19 protein-coding genes are annotated in these 25,913 nt (G+C 49.7%); all 19 read left to right on the forward strand.

What is annotated here, in order from left to right; translation table 11 throughout:
- Window positions 1-19: 19 nt before the first annotated feature.
- A complete protein-coding gene (locus tag MKY35_RS05210; protein ID WP_342445791.1) occupies window positions 20-1,486 on the forward strand; it encodes a glycoside hydrolase family 32 protein in 1,467 nt (488 codons plus the stop codon).
- On the forward strand, window positions 1,483-4,740 hold the full coding sequence (locus MKY35_RS05215) for a GH32 C-terminal domain-containing protein (RefSeq protein WP_342445792.1): 3,258 nt from the start codon (window positions 1,483-1,485) through the stop codon (window positions 4,738-4,740). Before MKY35_RS05210 ends, MKY35_RS05215 begins: the two co-directional genes overlap by 4 nt.
- 270 nt (window positions 4,741-5,010) lie before the next feature.
- Window positions 5,011-6,510, forward strand: a complete 1,500-nt coding sequence (gene nifB, locus MKY35_RS05220; protein ID WP_342445793.1) for a nitrogenase cofactor biosynthesis protein NifB — start codon at window positions 5,011-5,013, stop codon at window positions 6,508-6,510.
- Window positions 6,511-6,516: 6 nt separating this feature from the next.
- A complete protein-coding gene (gene nifH, locus MKY35_RS05225) occupies window positions 6,517-7,383 on the forward strand; it encodes a nitrogenase iron protein (RefSeq protein WP_025683102.1) in 867 nt (288 codons plus the stop codon).
- An 88-nt stretch (window positions 7,384-7,471) separates the two neighbouring features.
- Window positions 7,472-8,920, forward strand: a complete 1,449-nt coding sequence (gene nifD / locus MKY35_RS05230) for a nitrogenase molybdenum-iron protein alpha chain (protein WP_342445794.1) — start codon at window positions 7,472-7,474, stop codon at window positions 8,918-8,920.
- Window positions 8,917-10,446 carry a nitrogenase molybdenum-iron protein subunit beta gene (gene nifK / locus MKY35_RS05235; protein WP_342445795.1) on the forward strand — a complete coding sequence of 510 codons (1,530 nt, stop codon included), beginning with the start codon at window positions 8,917-8,919 and terminating at the stop codon, window positions 10,444-10,446. The genes nifD and nifK overlap by 4 nt, the downstream gene beginning before the upstream one ends.
- 79 nt (window positions 10,447-10,525) lie before the next feature.
- Window positions 10,526-11,887 (forward strand): nitrogenase iron-molybdenum cofactor biosynthesis protein NifE, encoded by a 1,362-nt coding sequence (gene nifE, locus MKY35_RS05240; protein ID WP_342445796.1) that lies wholly within the window; start codon window positions 10,526-10,528, stop codon window positions 11,885-11,887.
- A complete protein-coding gene (gene nifN / locus MKY35_RS05245) occupies window positions 11,877-13,184 on the forward strand; it encodes a nitrogenase iron-molybdenum cofactor biosynthesis protein NifN (protein WP_342445797.1) in 1,308 nt (435 codons plus the stop codon). Before nifE ends, nifN begins: the two co-directional genes overlap by 11 nt.
- Window positions 13,181-13,570 carry a NifB/NifX family molybdenum-iron cluster-binding protein gene (locus tag MKY35_RS05250; RefSeq protein WP_069010336.1) on the forward strand — a complete coding sequence of 130 codons (390 nt, stop codon included), beginning with the start codon at window positions 13,181-13,183 and terminating at the stop codon, window positions 13,568-13,570. Before nifN ends, MKY35_RS05250 begins: the two co-directional genes overlap by 4 nt.
- 94 nt (window positions 13,571-13,664) lie before the next feature.
- Complete coding sequence (locus MKY35_RS05255; RefSeq protein ID WP_342445798.1) at window positions 13,665-14,429, forward strand: HesA/MoeB/ThiF family protein; 765 nt, start codon at window positions 13,665-13,667, stop codon at window positions 14,427-14,429.
- Window positions 14,407-15,543 (forward strand): homocysteine methyltransferase, encoded by a 1,137-nt coding sequence (locus MKY35_RS05260; RefSeq protein ID WP_322251209.1) that lies wholly within the window; start codon window positions 14,407-14,409, stop codon window positions 15,541-15,543. Before MKY35_RS05255 ends, MKY35_RS05260 begins: the two co-directional genes overlap by 23 nt.
- A gap of 246 nt (window positions 15,544-15,789) precedes the next feature.
- Complete coding sequence (locus MKY35_RS05265) at window positions 15,790-17,526, forward strand: ABC transporter ATP-binding protein (RefSeq protein WP_209950078.1); 1,737 nt, start codon at window positions 15,790-15,792, stop codon at window positions 17,524-17,526.
- Window positions 17,507-19,345 (forward strand): ABC transporter ATP-binding protein, encoded by a 1,839-nt coding sequence (locus MKY35_RS05270; protein WP_342445799.1) that lies wholly within the window; start codon window positions 17,507-17,509, stop codon window positions 19,343-19,345. Before MKY35_RS05265 ends, MKY35_RS05270 begins: the two co-directional genes overlap by 20 nt.
- Window positions 19,346-19,667: 322 nt before the next feature.
- Window positions 19,668-20,324: a DJ-1/PfpI family protein gene (locus MKY35_RS05275; protein WP_039269397.1), complete on the forward strand. Its 657-nt coding sequence runs from the start codon at window positions 19,668-19,670 to the stop codon at window positions 20,322-20,324.
- Window positions 20,325-20,467: 143 nt separating this feature from the next.
- A complete protein-coding gene (locus tag MKY35_RS05280) occupies window positions 20,468-21,667 on the forward strand; it encodes an MFS transporter (RefSeq protein ID WP_342445800.1) in 1,200 nt (399 codons plus the stop codon).
- Window positions 21,668-21,683: 16 nt separating this feature from the next.
- Window positions 21,684-22,319 carry a TetR/AcrR family transcriptional regulator gene (locus MKY35_RS05285; protein WP_342445801.1) on the forward strand — a complete coding sequence of 212 codons (636 nt, stop codon included), beginning with the start codon at window positions 21,684-21,686 and terminating at the stop codon, window positions 22,317-22,319.
- 146 nt (window positions 22,320-22,465) lie between these two features.
- Entirely contained in the window at window positions 22,466-23,377 is a 912-nt protein-coding gene (locus MKY35_RS05290) for an AraC family transcriptional regulator (protein ID WP_069010343.1), read from the forward strand.
- Between the two features lie 457 nt (window positions 23,378-23,834).
- Complete coding sequence (locus MKY35_RS05295) at window positions 23,835-24,494, forward strand: hypothetical protein (protein WP_342445802.1); 660 nt, start codon at window positions 23,835-23,837, stop codon at window positions 24,492-24,494.
- Window positions 24,482-25,906: a phage baseplate assembly protein V gene (locus MKY35_RS05300; protein WP_342445803.1), complete on the forward strand. Its 1,425-nt coding sequence runs from the start codon at window positions 24,482-24,484 to the stop codon at window positions 25,904-25,906. Before MKY35_RS05295 ends, MKY35_RS05300 begins: the two co-directional genes overlap by 13 nt.
- Window positions 25,907-25,913 lie beyond the last annotated feature (7 nt).

A 25,913-nucleotide genomic window follows, 5' to 3' on the forward strand; every position in this document is an offset into this window, starting at 1 on the left:
ATTGAGGGAGCTGGAGTGTATGAACGTGATTAGACAAGATGAATACCGTCCATCCTATCACTTTTCACCGAAAAGCGGATGGCTGAATGATCCGAACGGAATGGTTTATTTTGAAGGGCGTTATCATTTGTTTTATCAGCATCACCCATTTGGCACAACATGGGGACCTATGCATTGGGGGCATGCTGTCAGCACTGATTTGGTGACCTGGGAGGAGCAGCCGATTGCTTTGGAGCCAGATGAGCAAGGGATGATTTTTTCGGGAAGTGCCGTGGTGGATGAGCAGGATACATCTGGATTTTTTGGAGGTAAACCGGGTTTGGTCGCTATTTTCACTCATCATGGTTCGCTTCCAGACACGGATCAGATACGGCAGTCACAGAGTCTTGCCTACAGTACTGATTCAGGTAAGAGCTGGATTAAATACACAGGCAACCCGGTGTTGGAGGATGAGCATTGTATTGATTTTCGGGACCCCAAAGTATTTTGGCATAAGCCTACAGAGCAGTGGGTGATGGTGCTGGCTTGTGGTCAGACGGTTCGAATCTATCATTCTCCTAATTTGAAGGAATGGGCCTTTGCTAGTGAATTTGGGCTTGGTATAGGTAGCCATGACGCAGTGTGGGAATGCCCGGATTTATTTCCGCTTTATGTTGATGGAGAGCCAACACGGGTGAAGTGGGTCATGCTCGTAAGTATTGGCGATACTCCAGAGATTCGAGAAGGGTCTAGAACACAATATTTTACAGGTGAATTTGATGGCACGACATTTGTGGCGGATAAGGATAGCGGAAAGGTCCGCTGGCTCGACCATGGCAGAGATAACTACGCAGGTGTGTGCTGGTCAGGTATCCCAGTGGAGGACGGACGGCGCCTGTTTATTGGATGGATGAGTAACTGGAGATATGCCAACCTGACACCGACTGAACGCTGGAGAGGGGCCATGTCTATTCCGAGAGAACTCGCGCTGGAAACGAGAAACGGCAAAGTTGCCCTTATTCAGCATCCTGTTCGGGAGCTGGAAGGATTGAGGACTCCTGTCCTATCCCTGAAAGGGCCATCTTTGGAGGAAGTGCGGAACGCATTTTCTGCCTTGCAACTGGATTGCTACGAAATTGTAGCTAAATTTGCGACCGATAGAGACTTCGGTTTTAAAGTGCGGGTATCTGACGAACAAGAGACGCTCGTCGGCTATGCTTCCAAAACACAGGAAGTATATGTGGACCGGACACGGTCAGGCTGTTCGAATTTTCATGAGGACTTTGCAGGGAGACACGCAGTCCCACTGGAAACGGCAGAAAACCGATTGGACCTTCATATGTATGTGGATCGTTCGTCCATTGAAGTGTTTTTTAACCACGGGCAGGTGGTGATTACCGATTTAATATTTCCTGATGCACAATCTAAGGGTCTTGATATATTCACAGCGGAAGAGCAGGTGACGTTATTTTCGCTGGAGCTTTATGCTTTGGAGGGTGGGCTGTGAAGCAGGAGTTCCCGACCACTCGAACGAATCTGACGGACTGGCAGATTAAAGGGCAGGGGCACATAGAGGATAACATCCAGGGACTTTTGCTGAGGTCGGAGCCACAGAAAAATGTGATGGCCATGTCTGGAACAACGTCTCAGGATTTTACTTTTGAGGCGGATGTGATGGTCACAGACACACAGGCGGCTGTTACGCTAGTATTCCGTTCCAGTGAGGACGGGGGGTCTTCCTATATGCTCCAGATCGTGCCGACTGCCGGATTGTTGCGGCTGCGGGATGCTGCCGGGGATATTGAAAAACTAAAAGAGGAACGTCGGGTCAATTTAAAAAAGGGAGATATTTATCATCTCAAGGTGAGCGTAGAAGGCTCCCGTCTTAAAGTGTTCTGGGATGAGGGATATAACTCGATTATAGATGTGTTCGATACGACGTATACATCAGGATATTTGGGGCTGAATGTCTGGAATGGATCGGCGTTATTTCAGAATATTCAAGTCAGTGATATGGATACGAATGTAAGCGAACCGTTCCTGATCCGTGGGAAATGGCAACCTGACCTGCGGGGGCTAAGGGCGGAGGGTGTGAGTACAGAGGGTGCATTGCAAATATATGGCCCCGCAGTTGCTGACCTGGTGCTGGAAGGCAGTGTGACGCTGAATCCTTCTGAACCGGAAATGGAAGCAGGACTATTTTTTAGAGGGAGTCAGGATGGGGAGAATGGATATGTTGCTTCTGTGCAAGGCGAAGGCAATCAGGTTCGCGTACAACTGAAGAAGGCGGACGGAACGTTGATGACAAGGTCGGCGCAGACATATCCGGGTGGGTTCAGCGGCAAACACCACTTGGAAATCATCGCTCATGGAGAGCGGATTCAGGTGTTTGTAGATGGCTATACGCCTGCGGCAATTGATATTATGGATAGCAACAATACCAACGGATTTACAGGCTTGAAAGTGAGCGGGGGAATCGCTTATTTTCAGGATTTCTACCTTACCCCTGTCTCGAATTACTACACAGAAAAATATCGCCCGCAGTATCATTATTCCCCTGCCAGAGGTTCAGCCAGCGATCCGAACGGATTGGTTTATTTCGAGGGGGAGTACCACCTGTTCCATCAGGATGGTGGACAATGGGCACATGCGGTCAGTCTGAATTTGCTGGATTGGAAAAGGCTTCCGTTTGCATTGAAGTGGAATGATCTTGGTCATATCTGGTCCGGCTCGGCTGTAGCCGATCTAACCAATACTTCCGGCTTGTTCGGCGACTATGGCGGGAAAGGGCTGATTGCTTATTATACTTCCTTTAATCCCGATCAGCCCAAGGGAAACCAGAGAATCGGCCTTGCTTACAGCACAGACCGAGGACGGACATGGCAATACCCGACAGACCGTCCAATTGTAATAGAGAACCCGGGTCAAAGTGAAAACGATCCTGGCAATTGGGATTTCCGTGATCCGAAAGTAGTGTGGGATGAAGCCTATCAGCGCTGGATTATGGTCGTGTCGGGAGGCGATCATATCCGTTTTTTCACCTCCACCAACCTAATAGATTGGCGCTGGACGGATAACTTTGGCTATGGTGATTATATACGTGGTGGAGTATGGGAATGCCCGGATCTATTTCGACTTCCGGTAGATGATGGTGGAACCTCTAAATGGGTGCTGATGATTAGCACTGGAGCCAGTACGAACACTCAAGGCTCAGATGCGGAATATTTTATCGGTGAACTGACGCCTGATGGCAAATTTCAAAATGATCATTCACCGGGGAAAGTGTTGAAAACCGATTGGGGCAAAGAATTCTACGCCTCGATGACCTTCTCCAATGTACCCGACGGGCGGCGTATCATGTTGGCATGGATGACGAATTGGGACTATCCGTTCAGCTTTCCGACTTCTCCCTGGAAGGGACAGTTTAGCATCCCAAGAGAGTTATCGCTAAAAACAACCCGTGAAGGCATTTGTTTGATACAGCATCCGATATCCGAGATGGCTTTACTGCGTTCCCTTTTATTTTCGATAGAAAATCAAAGTGTCACGGAATCTTCTCCGAATATACTGGAAAGTTTGAATGCAGGTGCGTATGAAATTGAAGCGGAATTTGAACTGCCTTCCGTTGGGGCTGCTTCGACATTCGGGTTTTACGTACGGGAGGGTGGTGAGCAAAAAACGGCAGTCGGTTATAAAACAGACGTGCAACAAATGTTTGTAAATCGTGCTGATTCAGGGTTTACTGATTTCTCTACTCTGTTTTCAACGATTCATAAAGCATCACTTGCACCTATCGAAAATCGAATCCAAATGCGCATATTTGTGGACGAATCCTCGGTTGAGGTGTTTGGGAATGATGGAGAGGTCGTCTTTTCGGAGATAATTTTGCCCGATTCGGCGCGAAGAGGGATGAGCTTTTACAGTCAGGGTGGTGTGGTCAAAGTTGTTTCCCTCCATGTTTATGCCTTGCGGAACAGCTGGAGGCTACCAGATGCTTCGTCCACCAGAGTGATCATGGATCACGCTTATGTTGAGCTTGAGAGGGAGCAGACGAAGCGCCTGTACGCGAGTGTGGAGAATGAGTCTGGAGAAAAAGAAAACTCGCTGATTTGGGTCTCCAACCATCCTGAGATTGCAAAGATCACCATGTCCGAGGACGGTAGCGTGCTAATGGAGGCGGTTGCCCCAGGAGAAGCTGTTGTTACGGCTTCCGATTCAGAGGATATAGTTCGCGGCAGTACCTTGGTTAAGGTGCACGGTGGGGTGTTTCATACCAACCTTACAGGTTGGAAGCCGGATGTTCCCGCATCGCGGTGGATCGTGACAGCGGATGGGATACGCGGAAGCTATAACAGTGATGCGAATTATATGGCTGCTGAGCGGGCAGAATGTTTCACGTATGAGGCAGATGTGAAGCTACATGGAAATGGAAGTGCGGGCTCCATGATTTTTCGCGCCAATGCTGACGGATCGAGTGGCTATTATCTGAATTTGGATCCCAATCTGAAATCCATCCGTCTGTTTTATAAAAAAGACGGACGTTTCGAGGATCAGCAGGTGCTTGCCAAGGTTCCAAGATTCGTTTTGCCGGAAATGTTTCATCATATTAAAATTGTAGCGGAGGGCCTGCGCATTCGCATTGATGTAGACGGTGAGCAGGTCATCGATCTGGAAGATGCTACATTTACCGAGGGGCATTTGGGTGTGAATGTATTTGGAGGGCAGGCATTTTATCAACATGTAAGGGTCGAGCAAATTTGAATATCTTATTTCAGAAAGAGAGCCGTCTTAACGGACTCTCTTTTTTTACGTCTTGATGTTATTGAGAATATAAAATGTAACCGCACACATGTGAAGGTTGTGATATCTTACCTAACGTGAAATTTGACGCATATGTGAAATGAGGATAAATGTCAGAGATTTCATGGAGAAGTGAATTGACTGTATTTGTTTCTGTCTCTAAGATGTAATTATATTCCAGACAGAATAGAGAATTATGTAAGGGAATATAACGTATAGAGGAGGGAATGAATGGACTCTTTAGCTGATCTCTCGGAAACCCCCTTAGCATTAGAAACTCTCAGACGACATCCCTGTTATAACGAAGAGGCACATCGCTATTTTGCGCGCATTCATCTTCCAGTAGCCCCGGCATGCAATATTCAGTGCCATTATTGCAACCGCAAATTCGATTGCGTCAATGAAAGCCGTCCCGGCGTTGTTAGTGAACTGCTTACGCCGGAGCAGGCGGCGAGCAAGACCTATGGCGTAGCGGCACAGCTGATGCAGCTGTCCGTTGTCGGCATTGCGGGACCTGGAGATCCGCTGGCCAATGCGGAGGCAACCTTCGATACCTTCCGCCGGGTCCGTGAGACAGTTAAGGATGTCATATTCTGTCTCAGCACGAATGGCCTTACCTTGATCAGGCATGTCGACAGGATTGTAGATCTGGGCATTTCGCATGTCACGATCACGATCAATGCTGTAGATCCAGTGGTGGGGAGCCGTATTTATGGATGGGTCTACGATGAAGGAAAACGCTATGCAGGAGAGGAGGCCGCACGGCTGTTGATTGACCGCCAGCTGGCAGGCTTGAAGATGCTGGCTTCGAGAGGCGTATTGTGCAAGGTGAACTCGGTGCTGATTCCCGAAGTCAATGATGCCCATCTGCCGGAGGTAGCCAGGGTGGTCAAGGAGCACGGCGCAGTGCTGCACAACATTATGCCGCTCATCATCGCACCTGGTAGCCGATATGAGCAGGAAGGGATGCGTGCCCCCCGTCCCCGCCTGGTCCGGCAGCTGCAGGAGAAATGTGCTGAAGCGGGAGCTGTCATTATGCGCCATTGCCGTCAGTGCAGGGCGGATGCGATTGGACTGCTGGGCGAGGATCGCAATCAGGATTTTACATGGGAGAACATTGCGGCTGCTCCTCCCATGGATGAAGAGGCAAGGGCACAATTTCAGAAAGAACTGGATGAGAAGGTGAGAGTGAGAATGGAACGCAAGGAGGGACAATCGCACCCCAAACAACCGTCAACCGGGGCTGGATGTAGCTGCCCGTTATCTGGGGATAAGCCTGAAGTGAGCTTTACCTCAAAGCCAGTCCTAATCGCTGTGGCCAGTCGTGGCGGAGGGAAGGTGAATCAGCATTTCGGCCGTGCCAAGGAATTTATGATCTATGAAAGCGACGGGATTATCGTAAATTTCATAGGCATTCGTAAGGTGCAATCCTACTGCCACGGGAAAGCCGATTGCAATGGAGACAAGGCCGAGACGATGAAGGAGATCCTTTCCATGGTGCATGACTGTGCATTGCTGCTGTCGGCCGGCATAGGCGAGGCCCCCAAAGAGGCATTGCAGGAAGCTGGCGTGCTGCCTATTGTATGCGGCGGGGATATTGAGGAATCCGTTCTGGAATATGTAAAATTTCTACGTTATATGTATCCTGTGCAGAGCAATAAGGGAAGTCAGCGTAATAAGGGAGTTAAGGGCAGTCATTCGGATTTACCCATTGAACATTTTGGAGGCTGAGAAAATATGAGACAAATTGCGTTTTACGGTAAAGGCGGTATCGGCAAATCGACAACCTCGCAGAATACACTGGCTCAACTCGCGACCAAATTCAAACAAAAAATTATGATCGTAGGCTGTGATCCCAAGGCAGACTCCACCCGTCTTATTTTGAATACGAAGGCCCAACAGACTGTGCTGCATCTGGCGGCTGAAAGGGGTACGGTGGAGGACCTGGAATTGGAGGACGTTGTCCAGAAGGGCTTCGGTGACATTCTGAACGTGGAATGCGGTGGGCCGGAGCCTGGTGTCGGCTGTGCAGGGCGCGGCATCATCACGGCCATTAATTTTCTGGAGGAAGAGGGGGCCTACGAAGGGCTGGATTTCGTATCCTACGATGTACTGGGGGACGTCGTGTGCGGGGGCTTCGCCATGCCGATCCGGGAGAAGAAGGCGCAGGAAATCTACATCGTATGCTCAGGCGAGATGATGGCTATGTACGCTGCCAACAATATTGCACGCGGGATCTTGAAGTATGCCAACAGCGGTGGGGTGCGTTTGGGCGGCTTAATCTGCAACAGCCGGAATACGGACCTGGAAGCGGAATTGATTACAGAGCTTGCAAGAAGACTGAACACGCAGATGATCCACTTTTTGCCGCGTGATAATGTTGTCCAGCACGCTGAGCTGCGCCGTATGACTGTTACCCAATATAACCCGGAACATAAGCAGGCTGCGGAGTATGAAGAGCTGGCAGGTAAGATTTTGAATAATGACATGCTAACGGTTCCCACCCCTATTTCCATGGAAGAGTTGGAGGATCTGTTGATGGAATTCGGCATTATTGAGGATGAAGAAACCGCAATTAACAAAGCTGAGGCGTCCGGGCAGTAGGCTACAGCCAGAAGGCTTAATGACGGAACCATCGTGTGATGATGGGAGGAGCTGAACGCGTAGCTCGCAGGAGGGAGGAATAGGTCAAATGAGCAGTATTGTGGATAAGGGTAAGCAGATCGTAGAGGAGATACTGGAGGTATATCCCAAGAAGGCCAAGAAGGACCGGACCAAGCATTTTGAGATCGCGGATGAGGAGCTTGTGAACTGCGGGACCTGTTCCATCAAGTCCAACATGAAATCACGACCCGGCGTCATGACAGCAAGGGGCTGTGCTTATGCAGGGTCCAAGGGTGTGGTATGGGGCCCGATTAAAGACATGGTGCACATTAGCCATGGTCCCATCGGCTGCGGACAATACAGTTGGGGTACTCGACGTAATTATGCGAATGGGATATTGGGAATCGATAATTTTACCGCCATGCAGATTACAAGCAATTTTCAGGAAAAGGATATCGTGTTCGGCGGAGATAAGAAGCTAGAGGTGATCTGTAGGGAAATTAAAGAGATGTTTCCGCTGGCTAAGGGCATCTCCGTGCAATCTGAATGTCCGGTCGGACTGATTGGTGATGATATCGGGGCTGTGGCCAAGAAGATGACAGAGGAGCTGGGCATTCCGGTCATTCCCGTACGCTGTGAGGGCTTTCGCGGGGTGAGTCAGTCTCTGGGCCATCACATTGCTAATGATGCTATCCGCGATTTTCTGATGGGGCGCCGCGAACTGAAGGGGTGCGGGCCTTATGATGTCTCCATTATCGGAGACTACAATATCGGCGGTGATGCCTGGGCTTCGCGTATTTTGCTGGAGGAAATGGGACTGCGGGTCATAGCGCAGTGGTCGGGTGACGGTACGATCAATGAGCTGGGGATTGCGCACAAATCCAAGCTCAATCTGATCCATTGTCATCGTTCCATGAATTATATGTGCACAACGATGGAGCAGGAATACGGAATTCCCTGGATGGAATATAACTTCTTTGGCCCGACCAAGACAGTGGAGAGCTTAAGGGCGATTGCAGCTCGTTTTGACGAAACGATTCAGGAAAAATGTGAGCAGGTCATCGCCCAATATATGCCGCAGATGGAGGCAGTCATCCGTAAATACCGCCCACGTCTGGAAGGTAAAAAGGTGATGCTTCTGATTGGCGGGTTGCGGGCAAGGCATACCATCGGTGCCTATGAGGATCTGGGGATGGAAATTGTGGCTACAGGCTACGAATTTGCCCATAAGGATGATTACGAGAAGACATTTCCCGATGTAAAGGAAGGCACTATTCTGTACGATGATCCAACTGCCTATGAGCTGGAGGAACTGGCCCAGCGGCTGAATATTGACTTAATGGGCGCCGGAGTCAAGGAGAAATACGTGTATCACAAAATGGGCATTCCCTTCCGTCAAATGCACTCCTGGGATTACAGCGGGCCTTATCATGGTTTTGACGGCTTCCAGATTTTTGCACGTGATATGGATATGACCATAAACAGTCCAGTTTGGAGCCTGCTGCCGTCCCGGCAGACTGCGGAGGTGTCGGTATGAGCGAGCGTCTGAATATTGTCGATCACAATCAGCTGTTTCGGCAGGATAAATATGTGCGCCAGCGTGAGGAGAAACGAGCCTTCGAGGCCCCTTGTTCGCCAGAGGAGGTTACCGACACCCTGGAGTACACCAAGACCAAGGAATACAAGGACAAGAATTTCGCCCGCACAGCCGTAGTCGTGAACCCGGCCAAGGCTTGTCAGCCGCTGGGAGCGGTCATGGCTGCACTGGGCTTCGAAAAAACGCTCCCGTTCATTCATGGCTCACAGGGCTGTACGGCTTATTTCCGCAGCCATCTTGCCCGCCACTTCAAGGAGCCTGTTCCTGCCGTCTCCACCTCGATGACCGAGGATGCCGCCGTATTCGGCGGCATGCGCAACCTCATTGACGGTATAGAGAACTGTATTGCCTTGTATCAGCCGGAGATGATTGCGGTATGCACGACCTGTATGGCAGAGGTGATCGGAGATGACCTGTCTGCCTTCCTGGCTAATGCCCGTCAGGAGGGAGCCCTTCCCGAGGATATGCCAGTTCCTTTTGCCAATACCCCCAGCTTCTCCGGTTCACATATTACAGGCTATGATGCCATGCTGCGCTCTGTGCTGGAGACGCTGTATAACAAGTCAGGCCGGACGCCGCAGCCTGGTCATGAATTGAAGCTGAATGTACTGCTCGGGTTTGACGGGTATACGGGAAATTTTGCGGAAATGCGGCGCATACTGGGGATGTTCGGCGCTACGTATACCATTTTGGGTGACCACAGCAGTAATTTTGATTCAGGAGCTACTGGAGAGTACAGCTACTATTACGGGGGAACGCCGCTTGAGGATGTGCCCAAGGCCGCAGATGCTGCCGGCACGTTGGCGATCCAGCAGTACTCTCTTCGTAAAACATTAGGTTATATGAAGCAAACCTGGGGGCAGCAGATGTTCTCCATCTCCACACCGCTGGGTATCCGGGCCACAGATCGCTTGCTTGAGGAGATTAGCCGCCTGTCCGGAAGAGAAATACCCGAGGCATTGAAGCAGGAGCGTGCTCGAGTTGTGGATGCCATGATGGATTCGCATGCTTATCTGCACGGCAAACGAGTGGCTATGGCAGGAGACCCGGACATACTCATCGGCCTGATTGGCTTTTGTCTAGAGCTGGGCATGGAGCCGGTGCATATTGTTTGCTCCAATGGAGACCGGAAATTTGAGAAGGAAGCAGAGCTTCTGCTGAAGTCCAGCCCTTACGGTGCAGAAGCCACGGTTCATTCTGGTCAGGATTTGTGGCATATGCGTTCGCTGCTGTTCCAGGACCCGGTGGACCTGGCTATTGGCAGTTCCCATCTGAAGTTTGCGGCGAAAGAGGCGAAAATTCCTTTGCTCCGTGTGGGCTTTCCGATCTTCGACAGGCATCATCTACATCGTTATCCGATTATCGGCTACCAGGGTACGCTGAATCTGCTTACCCAATTCGTGAATACCGTACTGGATGTCATGGAAGAGCAGGCTCCGGATCATAGCTTTGATTTGGTGCGCTAATTGCTGTATCGCGTAGATGGAAGTTGGCAGCTTGGCTTGTGATTTCAATGGATTCTATCTGAAATAAGGGGGTGTGCGGATGGAGCCGGCTGTGTCTAACGGAAGGCTGGAGGTATCCTGCGGCAACAAAATTCCCAAAAGCACGCCCTGTCCCCGGCCTGTGCCGGGGGAGGCTTCGGGTGGCTGCTCCTTTGACGGGGCCCAGATTACACTGATCCCCATTGCAGATGCGGCTCATCTGGTGCACGGGCCGATTGCGTGTCTCGGCAATAGCTGGGAGAGCAGAGGCAGCCTGTCCAGCGGCCCGGGGCTGTCGGCGTATGGCTTCACTACTGATCTTGGAGAACAGGATATCATTTTTGGTAGTGAACAGAAGCTGCATGAATCGATCCGCTACATTGTCAGCCGTTTTGCTCCTCCCGCTGTATTCGTCTATACCACATGCGTCACAGCCCTCACCGGTGAAGATATCGAGGGGGTCTGCAAGGCTGAATCGGAGCGGCTGGGGACGCCGATCATTCCGGTGAACAGTCCGGGATTTGTGGGCAGTAAGAATCTCGGGACTCGGCTGGCCGGAGATGTATTGTTCCAGCATATTATCGGCAGTACCGAGCCGGAACAGACAACCTCCCATGATATCAATCTCATCGGGGAATACAATATTGCGGGCGAGATGTGGCATATCGAGCGGCTGATGCAGCAGACGGGAATGACTATCCTGTCCCGAATTACCGGGGACGGTCGGTTCCGTGAGGTGGGATGGGCGCATCGTGCCAAGGCCAACATGGTCGTATGCAGCCGAGCTTTGCTGGGCCTAGCAGTCCAAATGGAGCGTAAATACGGCATTCCTTATTTTGAAGGTTCATTTTATGGAGCAAAGGAGACGAGTTATTCCTTGCGCCAGATGGCTTACCTGACCGGAGATCGTGATGTAGAGCGACGGGTGGATAAGCTGGTCGCACGGGAGGAAATGAGGCTATCGCTGGAGCTGGAGCCTTATCGCAAGCAGTTGAAGGGAAAGCGGGCAGTGCTCTATACCGGGGGTGTAAAGAGCTGGTCTGTCATTACGGCTTTGCAGGAGCTGGGCATAAAGGTGGTAGGTGTAGGCACGAACAAGAGCACTGCCGAGGATGTATCCCGGATTGCTGACCGTATCGGGGATGATGCGGAATACATCCCGGAAGGCGGTGCCCGGCAGATTCTCAAAACCGTACGGAGCCGCAAGGCAGACATGGTCATTGCCGGGGGCCGGAATATGTATATGGCGCTTAAGGAACAGATTCCTTTTGTGGACATCAATCAGGAGCGGCACAAAGCCTATGCGGGCTATGACGGGCTGTTGTCTCTGGCGAAACAGCTTGTGCATACGCTGCAGCATCCGGTGTGGGAGCTGACCGCCAAACCAGCTCCATGGGAGGAGGAGACGGAATTTGCCGATTAAATCCGCCACGAAGCCTGTCAGTATCAACCCGCTCAAGGTAGGACAGCCTTTGGGGGGCGTGCTGGCTCTGCAGGGGATGTATCGCTCAATGCCTCTGCTGCACGGCGCTCAGGGCTGCTCGGCCTTCTCCAAGGCGCTGCTGACTCGCCATTTTCGAGAGCCGATAGCCGTTCAGACCTCTGCACTGCAAGAGATGGACGTTATATTTGATGCAGACCGGAATCTGGAGGAGGCATTGGATCATATCTGGTCCAAACACCATCCAGATGTCATCGGCGTCATCAGCACAGCCCTCACCGAGGTGGCAGGCGTTGATTTTCAGTCCAGGGTAAAGGCGTTCAAGCGAGAACGGGCCTTGAAGGACAGTCTGCTGTTTTCTGTATCGCTGCCTGATTTTCACGGCTCTCTGGAGACGGGCTATAGCAGTACAGTAGAGTCGCTAATGGATGCCGTACTCGGGTTGGCCGGAGGTAAGTCTCCCAAAAAACAGCGCCGGACGCAGGTCAATCTGCTGCCGGCTTCTCATCTGACTGCCGGAGATGTCATGGAAATCAAGGATATTATCGCTTCCTTCGGCCTGGAGGTTATTACGCTCCCCGATATCTCCACTTCCTTGTCCGGTCACCTGCTGACAGGCTTCTCCCCTTTGACAAGAGGGGGGACTCCGCTGGATTCAGCCTGCCAGATGCTGGAGTCTTCCTGTACCATTGCCATTGGCGCGAGCATGGAGCGGCCGGCGCGCAGGCTGACTCATGCCGCAGGCATTCCCTACCACTTGTTCGCTGGTCTGTCTGGCTTGGCCGCGAGCGATGCGTTCATACATTTTTTGCAGAAAATCAGCCGCGAGCCAGCCCCCGTTCGCTTCCGTTGGCAGCGTGAAAATCTGTTGGACAGCATGCTGGATGCCCATTTCTATTATTCCGGTGCTTCGGCTGTAGTGGCGCTAGAACCGGATCATATGCTGTCGACTGCAGCCTGGCTGGAGGAGATGGGAGTGGAACTGAAGCGGCTAATTACACCCTGCAGCACGCCCGCACTGCAAAAGACAGAACGGGAAGTCTGGGCCGGTGACCTGGATGATGCAGAGGAGAGCGCGCAGGGTGTTGATTTGTGGATCAGCAATTCACATGGAAGAAAGGGAGCGGCACGGGCTGGGGCCTCATTCGTACCGGCAGGCTTGCCGGTGTATGACGAGCTAGGCGCCCACACATCCGTAAGCGTCGGATACCGTGGAACCATGGAGTGGGTGAATAAGGTGGGCAATGTATTGCTTGCCGAGAGGGGGAGGGGAGGATGAAGGTTGCATTTGCGACGGAAGACGGCGTGCTTGTGAATGCTCATTTTGGGCAGAGTCCTATGTTCACTGTATTTGAAATCCGGCACTCAGGCGTCCAGTTCCTGGAGCATCGGCGGATAGCCCTGGGGAGCGATGAGAACGAGGCAGGTAAGATCGCCAGCCGAATTGGCCTGATTGAGGATTGTACCTTGATCTTCCTGGTACAGATTGGCGCTTCGGCCGCCGCACAGGTTACCAAACGGACCATTATGCCTGTGAAGGTGGCCTTCGGTAGCACCATTGAGGAGCAGGTCCAGCGTCTCCAGAATATGCTGGCTCGCAATCCGCCCATGTGGCTTGCCAAAATCCTGCATGCTGAGGAGGGCAGCGGCAAAGCCGAATCATGAGCTCTCCTGTAAGGAAGAGCAACCCTATAAGTTATCAAGATCCTGCGGACCGAATATCTTAAAGGCGGGAGCCGCACATGGAGGGGGTGGACGAATGGTACAGCTGCTGGAAGACAGTAGATACGGACGCCAGTTGAAGCTGTTGGGAGTAGAAGGTCAGAACAGGCTAAAGCAGGCTACTGTTATGGTTGCAGGCATCGGAGGATTGGGGGGGACAGCGGCCATGTACCTAGCCGCTGCTGGAGTGGGAAAGCTGATATTGGCCCATGAGGGCGTAATCCATCTGCCCGATATGAACCGGCAGGTGCTGATGGACAGCGGACGAATCGGGGAGGAACGGATGGAGACGGCATTACAGCATTTGCATCGTATCAATCCGGAGACGGAGCTTGAGGGCCACGCCCACAGAATCACGGAAGAATCCTCTGGGCCATGGGTAGAAGCGGCGGATATCGTGATTGATGCACGATATGACTTTCCGGAAAGATATGCGCTGAACAGACTATGTGTTCGACATGGCAGACCAATGATAGAAGCGGCCATGTACGCCTATGAAGTATCATTGATGACCATTGATCCCGGTAAGACGGCATGCCTGGAATGTCTTTACCCGGAAGGCGGACAGCCTTGGGAACCTTTGGGATTCCCGGTCCTGGGAGCCACCTCCGGCTTGATTGGCTGCATGGCTGCACTGGAAGCGGTCAAATGGATTACAGATGCGGGCAATCTGTTCACTGACCGCATGTACCGTATGAATGTGCTGGATATGAGTAGCTGCACCATAGCAGTCAAACGCAACCCGCGTTGTCCGTGCTGCGGAACGGGAGGGGATACAGATGAGTCGGTTGCATATTTGTGATACAACACTTCGTGACGGAGAACAGGCTCCGGGCGTTGCCTTTTCAGCCGAGGAAAAAACTGAAATTGCCATCATGCTGGACTCGGCGGGGGTGGAGCAGGCTGAGATCGGAATTCCGGCAATGGGAAAGGCGGAGTGCAGGTCTATTGCCAGGATTGCTGCTCTCGGACTTCAGATGAAGTTAATGACCTGGAATCGCGCGGTATTCACAGATATTGATGCAACTGAATCGACAGGTGTCGGCTGGGCCCATATTTCGGTTCCCGTGTCGACGGTGCAGATGAAGGCCAAGCTGGGTATGAATCCTGAGCAGGTGACGGAGCTGATCCGCAAGTCTGTCGATTACGGTCAGTGTAAAGGAATGACTATTTCCGTAGGCTTTGAGGATGCTTCAAGGGCAGATGACCTGTTCCTCGAGCAGTTGGCGAATCAGCTCTACAGAGATGGTATCCGGCGCTTTAGATATGCCGACACGCTGTCCGTTCATCATCCTGCTGCCATAGCTGCCCGTATAGACAGGTTTGTATCGCGCGTGCCGCAGGATGTGGAGCTTGAGATTCACTGTCATAATGATTATGGCCTGGCGCTTGCCAATACTTTGGCAGCTTTGCAGGCGGGAGCTGTCTGGGCCAGTACCACGGTGTCGGGGCTTGGGGAAAGGGCAGGTAATACGGCGCTGGAAGAGGTGGTGATGTCGTGGAGGGACCTATATCAAGGAACCTGCAGCGTCCGTCCCGAACTGCTGAACCCGCTGGCTGCACTGGTGTCCCAAGCCTCCAACCGAATCATTCCCGAAGGCAAGCCCATTGTGGGAGACATGGTATTCGCCCATGAATCCGGCATACATATCAACGGTCTGCTAAAGGAGCGCGCCGCCTACCAGGCCCTTGATCCGACCGAGCTGGGCACTGACCATTCGTTCGTACTCGGCAAGCATTCGGGCAGAAGTGCAGTTCAATATATGCTGGAGCAGGAAGGAATCGCGGCAGGCTCCGGTGAAATCAACTTCCTGCTGGAGCGGCTTCGCCTAGTCGGTGAAGATCCCAAGCGTGTCATTCATAGCGCGGATTTAAGGCGCTGGCTGCAGTATTATCCGGCTGAGCTGCCGAAATAACCGAAAAGGCGTTCCCGTCCGGTAAGTGTGACCGTGACTGGAATGCTTTTTTTGTATATTTGTTAATTCCTGCAACCGGAGTCTCCAATTTGCTGGTTAAACGAAGCCGTTCAGAAGGGTATAATAAAATATAGTGCTGTATAAAGTGCGTATATATGGTTTTACAGCAGGCAGGTTCAAATCTTATAACCATTACACGCTGACCTGGAAGGACGGCTATAGGCAATTGGAGGAATGCTTGTGGGGATGATGTTCTCTTTTCTGAAAAAATATCGGGTTCCAGCCATCGCGGCGCTCGTGATGATGTTGCTGGAATTGACGGTAGAGTTATCGCAGCCGTATTTGATCTCCAAAATCATAGATGAGGGCATTCGGCAACAGGATTTGTCTGTCGTCTGGTTATGGGGCAGTGTACTGGTGGGCAGTGCTGTTATCGCTTTTATGGCGGGGATATCCAGTTCTTTTTTTGCTTCACATGCAAGTCAGGGCTTCGGCTATGATTTGCGGGAAAAGCTGTACCGTAAAGTGCAATCCTTTTCGTATCCTGTGTTTAAACGTTTTGCTACTTCGTCGCTGATTACGCGCCTGACCGGGGATGTCACGCAAGTACAGGATACGGTGTTTATGAGCCTGCGGTTTATGACACGGGTTCCGCTTGTAGTCATCGGCAGTATTGTGATGGCACTGGTTGTACATTTCAGGCTTGGACTATTATTGGCGGTTATGGCCCCGGTGCTGTTTGTGTTTGTGTTGGTGATGATGCGGCGAACGGTCACTTTATTTAAGGGTGTCCAACGTCGCTTAGATGACGTTAACGGAGTAATCCAGGAGAACCTGACAGGTATCCGCCTCATCCGGGTTTTTGTACGGATGCGGCATGAAATCGAACGTTTCGCCCATTACGGAGGCGAATTGATGAAAGGGACGGTGTCCGCTCTACGCTGGACGGAAACGACGATGCCGTTCATTTTGTTTACGATGAATGCAGGGATTATTGCAGTACTTTGGTTCGGACGCGGCCAAATTTCCACTGGGGATGCCAGTGTAGGACAGGTGGTCGCAGTCGTCAATTATTCACTGCGGACGATTGGAGCCTTGTCTGCCTTATCAGGTATCGTTGTTGTGTTTTCCCGGGCAACTGCATCTACGGGGCGGATCCGAGAGATATTGGAAACTTCTAATGAAGATAGGCATGGGCTGGAGCCTGTTTCAACACATCATACACGGATTGAGGGACAGGTGGAAATGGACCGGGTGAGCTTTCATTATCCGGGCAGTGATCTGGCTGTCCTAAAGGAAATATCTTTTAAAGCGCAATCGGGCGAGCGGATAGCTATTATGGGGGCCACTGGCTCGGGAAAATCCTCACTTGTGCAGTTGATTACGCGTCTCTATGAAGAGGATGAAGGTCATGTGCGCTTTGACGGAAAGGACGCTCGTGAACTGGATGCGTCCATATTGCGAGAGGCCATTGGCTATGTCCCTCAGGAGGTACTGCTATTCACCGGCTCGATTCGGGATAATATTGCTTGGGGGCTGGAGAATGCCAGCCTGGAGGAAATTAAGGAAGCCGCACGCATGGCGCAAATCCATAATATGATTGAACGCTTGCCGCAAGGCTATGATACGATGCTCGGGCAGCGTGGCGTCAATCTGTCTGGCGGACAGAAACAGCGACTTTCGATTGCCCGCGCGCTGGTACGCCAGCCGGCAGTGCTGATTTTGGACGACAGCACAAGTGCGCTGGATGTAGGGACGGAAGCAGCACTACTGAATGCACTCGATGGCCTGTCCTGTACGACATTTCTCATTACGCAGAAAATCAGCTCGACCGCATCGGCAGATCAGATTTTACTGCTGGATGAGGGTCGTCTGATGGCAAGCGGAAGTCATAAGCATCTCATGGATAGCTCGGATCTGTATCGACGTATCTATGGATCACAATATGGAAAGGAGGAGTCGCATGTTCAAGGAACTCATTGAACCGTTCCGTCAGCCTACACCGCCGTCCGGTGTGCTGCGAAATCCGGCGGGAGCTGAAGGACGCCGCAAGGCCAAAGCGAAAAACTGGTCTGGCACCTTAGGACGGATATGGGCTTATCTGGCTCGTCGTAAGGCCAAACTGATGCTGGTACTGTTCATGGTGCTGCTCAGCTCCGGGCTGGCTCTGCTGGGTCCATATCTGGTTGGTGTAGCGGTGGATGATTTTCTCGAAGGTCCGGGTGGACGCACGTGGATTTATTTTCTCATCGGATTAGGGGCTGTATATCTACTGAACTCGCTGACCTCCTGGCTGCAAAATATCTGGATGATTGAGATTGCCCAAGAGACGGTGTACCGTATGCGTTTCGATCTGTTTTCACATTTGCATCGACTACCGATTCCTTTCTATGGCAAACGTCAGCAGGGAGAGATCATGAGCCGTCTGACCAATGATATCGAAAATGTCAGTTCTACGCTCAACAGCTCCGCCATTCAGATTTTTTCGAGCATATTGACGCTAATCGGTACACTCACGGTGATGCTGTGGTTAAGCCCGCTGATGACCCTGCTGACCTTTATCGTAGTGCCACTGATGGCTGCCGGGATGCGCTGGATTACACGTCGCACCGGGCCCTTATATAAGGAACGCCAGAAGAATGTGGGCGAACTGAACGGATACATCGAAGAAACGCTGTCCGGGCAGCAGATTATTAAAGCATTTTCGCAGGAAAAGAGAGTCATCCATGGTTTTGGCGAGCGCAATGACCGTATTCGGCTGTCGGGCTTCTGGGCACAAACGATTTCAGGCTTTATACCGAAGCTGATGAATGGACTGAATAATCTCAGCTTTGCTATTGTAGCGGGGATCGGTGGGATTTTGGCCATTCGCGGCTCCATTACTATAGGTACAATTATTGTATTCGTAGAATATGCCCGCCAGTTCACCAGACCGCTGAACGATTTGGCTAACCAGTGGAACACCCTGCTGTCTGCTATTGCCGGAGCTGAGCGTGTATTTGAAATATTGGATGAAGATGAAGAGTCCAAGGATGAACGCGGGGCAGTGGAGGTAGCGCATGTGGAGGGGGCGGTGCGGTTTACGGATGTTTCCTTCGGTTATGATGAGGGAAGTGCTACACTGGAAGGTATCTCTTTTGAAGCCAAACCTGGTGAAATGATCGCGCTGGTCGGTCCGACCGGGGCAGGAAAAACAACACTGATCCAGCTCCTTTCTAGATTCTATGGCCCCGACAAGGGCACGATTACGCTGGACGGACGCGATATTACCACCATACAGCGTGAAAGCTTGCGCTCCCGCATGGCATTTGTGCTACAGGACTCCTTTCTGTTTCAGGGGACGATTCGTGAAAATATCCGTTTCGGCAGACTGAACGCCACCGATGAGGAGGTTGAACAAGCATCGAAACTGGCCAACGCCCATTCCTTTATCATGCGAATGAAGGACGGATACGACAAGGTGCTGGAAGCGAACGGCAGCGGCATCAGTCAAGGGCAAAAACAGCTGCTGGCTATTGCTCGTGCTATTTTGGCCAACCCTTCCATTCTTGTACTCGACGAGGCAACCAGCAGCATCGACACCATTACTGAGATGAAGATACAAGAAGGACTGGAGCGGCTTATGCAAGGGCGAACAAGTTTCGTCATCGCGCATCGGCTGAATACCATTCGTCAGGCAACCCGGATTCTGGTCTTGAAGGATGGCCGTCTGGAGGAGCAGGGCTCTCATGATGAGCTGCTGGCTCACAAAGGCTTTTACAGTGATTTATATTATGGTCAATTGAGTAAGCAAAGCTCTTAAGCCGGCTCTCGATTCACAGATTTGTAGGCAAGATGTAGAAGCCTTATGATGCTAAAAAAAAGGACTACCCTGGGGGTAGCCCTTTTTAAGTATGCCTTTTTGTGACAAGAGATGTTTGAAATTAACATACCCCCTTGAGGGCAGAGGCTTTTACGCTGGTAAGCGTATTATTACTTCAAAAGGTCACTGTTCTGGTTGTGGGCAATATCGTCTATGAAGAAAGCCGAGCAGTTTTTTTACAAAATTAAATATACCCATACCCCGTATATGTATGTTAGTATGGGTGTGCAAGAATAAAATCCCACTTCAAAGGAGAGTCATCATGAAAATCGCAATCATGCTTTTCGATGGAATCACAGCATTAGATGCCATAGGTCCATATGATGTATTTGCTGCTACACTGAAATGTGAAGTGAAGTTTGTCGCTAAGAAAAAAGGGTTAGTCAAACTGGACTCAAATATGGGTTATTTGCATGCCGATTACAGTTTTTCTGAAGTACCTTCAGCTGATATTCTTGTTGTTCCAGGCTGCAGTCCGCCAAATTATAAAACTCCAATGAATGACGAAGAAACGTTAAACTGGATTCGCCAAATACATGAAACTACGAAATGGACCACGTCGGTTTGTAATGGCTCTCTGATTTTGAGCGCCGCAGGCTTGTTAAATGGAACCGTAGCCACCAGTCATTGGGGCTCCTTAGACCTGCTTCAATCTCTTGGAGCCATTCCAACAGATGAGAGAGTGGTTCGTCAGGGCAAAATCATTACAGCAGCCGGTGTCTCCTCTGGTATTGATATGGCACTCCAGCTAATAGCATGGGAATTGGGAGAAGACATGAGTAAAGGAGTCCAGCTGATTTTGGAATACGATCCTCAGCCTCCGTTTGACACGGGTTCACCCAAGAAAGCACCTGCTATATTGGTAGAACAAATAAGAGGTATGTTACAAGAGTTTGCAAAAAGGGAGCCTCATGTGTAAATCAAGAATAACAAGATCTCTTTTCGGTATTAGCTAGGCTCAATAGGTTTGTATTTTTATTTACAATGCCCCCTATTTCAACTAATATAGTTTACACATAGTAAAGGGTTACATAGTGTAAAGGGTTGGAGGGGGTTACAAACATGAGCAGCTTACCTAAGTCTGCTACATTTCCGCTTTTCATTCTGATGCTGAATTTGTTTATTGCTTTATTGGGTCAAGGCATGGTGATTCCCATTCTGCCTGAATATCTGAAACAATTTAATGCGGCAGGAGCTGCTGCGGGGTATCTTATTGCCGCATTTGGAGCAGCACAGTTTATTTTTTCGCCCCTAGGTGGGCAGCTTTCGGATAGATGGGGTCGAAAATCCATGATCATCACCGGTCTGTTTTTAACGGTCATTTCGGATCTCATGTTTGCTGTATCTACGACATTGCCCCTTCTATATATCGCCCGATTTATTGGGGGGATGGGTATTGGATTAATGGTTCCTTCCAATATGGCCTATGTTGCTGATATTACCACTCCTGAAACTCGCGCTAAAGGGATGGGGTACTTGGGTGCTTCCATGAATTTGGGGATGGTGCTTGATCCGGGGTTAGGCGGTATGATCGCTGAGTTTGGCATAAGGGTGCCCTATTTTTTTGCTGGTGGACTTGGACTTGTTGCTACGCTGCTTAGCTTGTATATGCCAGAGACACTACCCAAGGAAAAACGAAAACCCGCTAGCCATTGGGTCCGCCGGGAACCCATTCGCAACCAAATCCTAAATTCATTTCGGACATCCTATTTTCGTTATCTTCTCCTCATTCTGATCATGACATTAGGTTTGATGAATTACGAAACAGTGTATGCTCTTTTTGTGGAACGAAAATATGGTTTTGATGCCACCAAAATCTCAATGATCATTACGGTTGGTGCAATTATAGGCATCGTTGTACAGATATGGCTACTTGATTATCTCATCAAGAGACTTGGTGAGATGAAGCTTATACGTCTTTCTTTGATCATGACAGCCATCGCTTTACTGTTAATGATCATTAAGATTAATCTAGGTTATTTGCTGGCGGTATCTGCTCTGTTTTTTGCTTTTAATGCCTTCCTAAGGCCAACGGTAAGTACAATGATCGCGAACTCAGCTGGTGATCGCCAAGGATATGCCGCTGGATTGAATACGACGTATACCAGCCTAGGCAATATATTGGGACCCATTTTAGCGGGCTTGTTGTTTGACAAACACATTCATATTCCTTATATTTTTGGTGCACTTATCCTTGCATCTGCCCTTTTCTTAACCTTACAAAAATCGAAAAATAAGAAACGGATGGTTGTGAATGACTGAGAACTGGCATCAGAACTTGAAAAACAAAAATCGGGAAGAACTCATTGCGGCTGCAAAGGAACTTTTTATGAAGCAAAGCTTTCTCAAAGTTAATATTAAGGATGTATGCAACGTGGCTGGTGTAAGCAGGGTCACATTCTATAAGCACTTTCAGTCCATGAACGAACTGATCTTTGAGGTCCAGATGGAAATCCTTGAGAGCATGACCGAATTTGTTAGAAGAGCACCTTCAGCCGAAATGAGCGGTAAGGAGATGCTTACTTCGATGCTTGATGCATGGATTAATTACGCTTGGCAACATCCGGAATACATCAAGTTTATTCTTTTATTCGATCTGCATTACGAAGCTTATGATTCAAATCAAGAACTCAAAGAACAGTACAACAATTTTGTTAGCCGGGAAAAGGAACAACATTTCCTGATAGATGCTCTGGAAGCTGGAATCCAAGATGGATCATTAAAGTCCGACACAGAACCCTTGAAGACCGCTCATTTTATTTTCACTTCTATGATGGGTATACTCCAGAAAATGAGTCTGACGTCCAGGGGCGATTGGAATAACGAACTTGAGGATATACAAATCGCTAACCGATTTGTGGGAATGTTGATTCAGTATTTAAGTCCAGAAAGTGATGAACCCCCTACCTTTTAGGTAGGAGTCGCCTGCTACATTCCAAAGGATTATAGATCGTCCAATGGACGAAATAGAAGTACACGGTTCAGTCTGCTAAACTGTGAAAATAGAGCGATTACATATACTTGCCATATTAGCCTTATCTATTTCACGGAGGTGCGGGGATGAACGGAAGTCTGTTTGAGCCACGGCTGCGTGACGGGGATTATATTCCCCGCTTTTTTGCTTACTATTACAAGCAATGGCATGACTATACGATGTCTTACCACGATCATCATTCCACTGAAATTATGTACATGATTTCCGGCTTTTGCAGGGTAGATGTACAAACGGGAGAGAACACGGAAGAAAGCATCACGCTGCGTAAAGGCGAGTTTATTATGCTGGACGCAGGTGTACCGCATCGACTGGTGGTGGAAGGAGAACAACCGTGCCGGATGCTAAATGTAGAGTTTGGTTTTACGGAAGGGGTGAGGGTAGGGCCGTCTATCCGACAAATCGCAACGGAGGAGCAGGAGGTCACGACTCTCATGTCACGTCCGTTCCCGTATCTGGTACTATCGGACCCGGAAGAGGTATATTATGCGCTGAAAAGTCTCGTGCTGGAGCTGGACCAACGAAAAGAACAGCCGGGTGCAATGGCAGAGATGCTTTTTATGCAATTGCTAGTACGAATTGCACGTCTACGGGAAGAGGCAGAGCGTAGCAACACGCAGCAAACGGATATGTACATCAAACGATGCATTGAATTTCTCCATCTGAACTATGATCGAGAGATTGTGGTCAAGGACATGGCGGCGGCCGTGAATCTGCACCCAGGTTATTTGCACCGTATTTTCAAAAAACATACGGGGCTAACACTCACCGCGTATTTAACAATGCTGCGAATGGACAAGGCCCGTATGCTTCTTCAGCAAACGGACATTCCCATTCAAGAAATTGCCGATTATGTAGGCGTAGCCAGCAGGCAGTATTTTCATATGCTGTTCAAAAAGCACACAGGCCAAACCCCTGTAGAATACCGCTCTGCTGTAGAGCGCAATGTGAGGAACTATGCGGAGGAGGAAGGGGACTGAATATATAGGAAGTTTTATGATTTATTCATATTCGCGTGGAGCTTACCTGATAAAAAGGTAGGCTTTTTTTGATTTTGAAAATAGGCAATTGGATTCAGGTTCAAAAGAATCATTTTTTGGGAATTGAAATTCATATGATTATTTTAAATTGAAGATGTTCATAGGCGAATTAACTTTATTTCTTTGAAAATGAAGACGTATTTTCACAAGTATGGATGCTTGCTTTGGGTAAAAAGAATCTGAATGATAGTAAATCTTTCATTTTTATGCATGATAATAGGTCTTATATCTTGATTGTTTTATAAGAGTTATAAATTGACAATAACAAAAACACTTCGTATGATACCTATAATGTAAGGTATAAATTGGAATTCAAATGGTTCTTTGGATTCAATTATGTTATAAAGTTCCATGAAATGAATATTGAGATTGAACATATAAAGGAGTTTTACCGTCGATGGGACATATGGATGAACAAATTGCAGACATGATTAATGCTGCACGGAAGGAACAACAGGGTGCATCTGGTCTCCCGAAATCGGATTTACACAATTACATAGAATCTGAGAGCGGCTTGGAACTTTATCCACTTAAGATGCTGGACGGAGAACGAATCGCTTTTGCAGAACGTCCTTTGCTGAACGACAAAATTTCGATATGGTTGCCCCGGACTTTCACCGAGATGGGTGAGCGGGAGATTGAACTTAAATATCCTTCGAGTTATCGCCCACCGCTCATTTTGACCGATCCAACAGGGGAGATCAATTTTTCTTTTAACCTGACACCAAGCGAACTGACGGATGAGGAGCTAGAGGCGTTCACCAGCGAGATGATCTACATTTTGCACCACACGCAAAAGTTGACGGAATGGTATGCAGACGGTGTGTGCAAGGTGTACGGACGACGGGTCGGATACTGTGAATTTATGACTCCGGCTTTGAATACGCGTCTGTATAATCTGACCTTTTTTGCAGCTCTGGAAGGGCATGCGCTTATATGCTCATTTAACTGTACGGAGGAACGTATGGATACATGGCGTCCGGTCGCTCAACGTATGATGACCACACTAAAAATCCTGCCTAGTGAGGCTGAAGGAGAAGGAACATGGAGCAGATAAGCACCACCTATTCTAATCTGAAAATCACGCCTTATCAGCTTATCAATGTACAGGAGCTCTACCTGGTCAAGCAGCTGAACGACCACACTCGGTTGCGTTTTACCGCTGTCGTGCCTGAGGAACTAAAAGACACTTATGTGGATATGACCCAATTTGACTCACCTGTCGGAATCTCGCAGCTGGCTGAGGATGGCACGGAGGTTCCCTTGTTTAGCGGAACAGTGCTGGCGATTGAAGTGAAGGCGGTACGAGATGTGTACTACCTGGAGGTAGAGGCTGTGTCGCATACCTACAGGCTGGATGTACGCCCCCAAAGTCGTTCTTTTCAGGACAAAAATATGAAGGTGGATGAACTGCTGCGTCGTATTTCGCTTCTTTATCCTAGCTTGGACATCATGGATTCGGCCACCGGAGGAGTGTCGATCGGGCGGATGTGGGTGCAGTACCGCGAGACTGATTGGGCTTTTCTCAAGCGGCTGGCTTCCTATTACCATACCTCCCTTATGCCCGCGGCCATATTTGATACCCCAAAGTTCTATTTTGGCATTGAGGAAAGCGGAACGGCTGTTCAACTGGACAATTATCATTACACGGTAAGCAAAAGAATCTCGGCATATCGCTACTTTGCAGGCAATGATACAGCTTCGGTGGACGAGCAGGATTTTCTCGATTATACCGTTGAAACAGAGCAGGTGCTGGAACTAGGCAATGAAATCCAATTCCGTGGCAAAACGCTATATGTATACGAGGCACAAACTCGTATGACGCAGGGAGTACTGCTGCACACATATACCTTGACGACACATAAGGGGTTGCGACAGAAAGCGTATTATAACGAGCAGTTGACGGGTCTGTCTCTGGAGGGAAAAGTGATCTCTGTCGAACGTGATCGGGTTAAAGTGCATCTGGATATCGACCTGGAGCAGGACAAAAATACAGCCCACTGGTTTCCATATGCAACAGGGTATAGTGCAGAGGGGCATAGTGGCTGGTATGTGATGCCTGAGCTGGGGGATAAAGTGCGTATTTATTTCCCGAACCAGCATGATGATGAGGGCATCGCGAGTAGCTCGGTCCGGCAGGATCGGGGGGATGGCGGCCACAATCATTTGAAGCATCCCGACGTAAAAATATTCCGAACGCCACATGGTAAGGAAATCCGCTTGACACCGGAAGAGGTGGTGATTACCGGCAAGGATGGCGCTGTTTTCATCAAGCTGAATCAGGGCGACGGTATTCATATGGTGAGCAACAAAGATATTCATTTTTCGGCAGGCGGTAACATCCACATGGAGGCGGGGCAAAAGGTGACTATTTCCGCCGGTCAGGAAATCAACCTGTCCAGCCGCAGCAGCCATATTACACTCGGTGGTGACACATCGGTCGTTGGCAGCGAAGTCAAAACGAATTGACGGAGGA

It is taken from the genome of Paenibacillus sp. FSL L8-0638 (assembly GCF_038593075.1).
GTDB classification, from domain to species: Bacteria; Bacillota; Bacilli; order Paenibacillales; family Paenibacillaceae; genus Paenibacillus; species Paenibacillus polymyxa_D.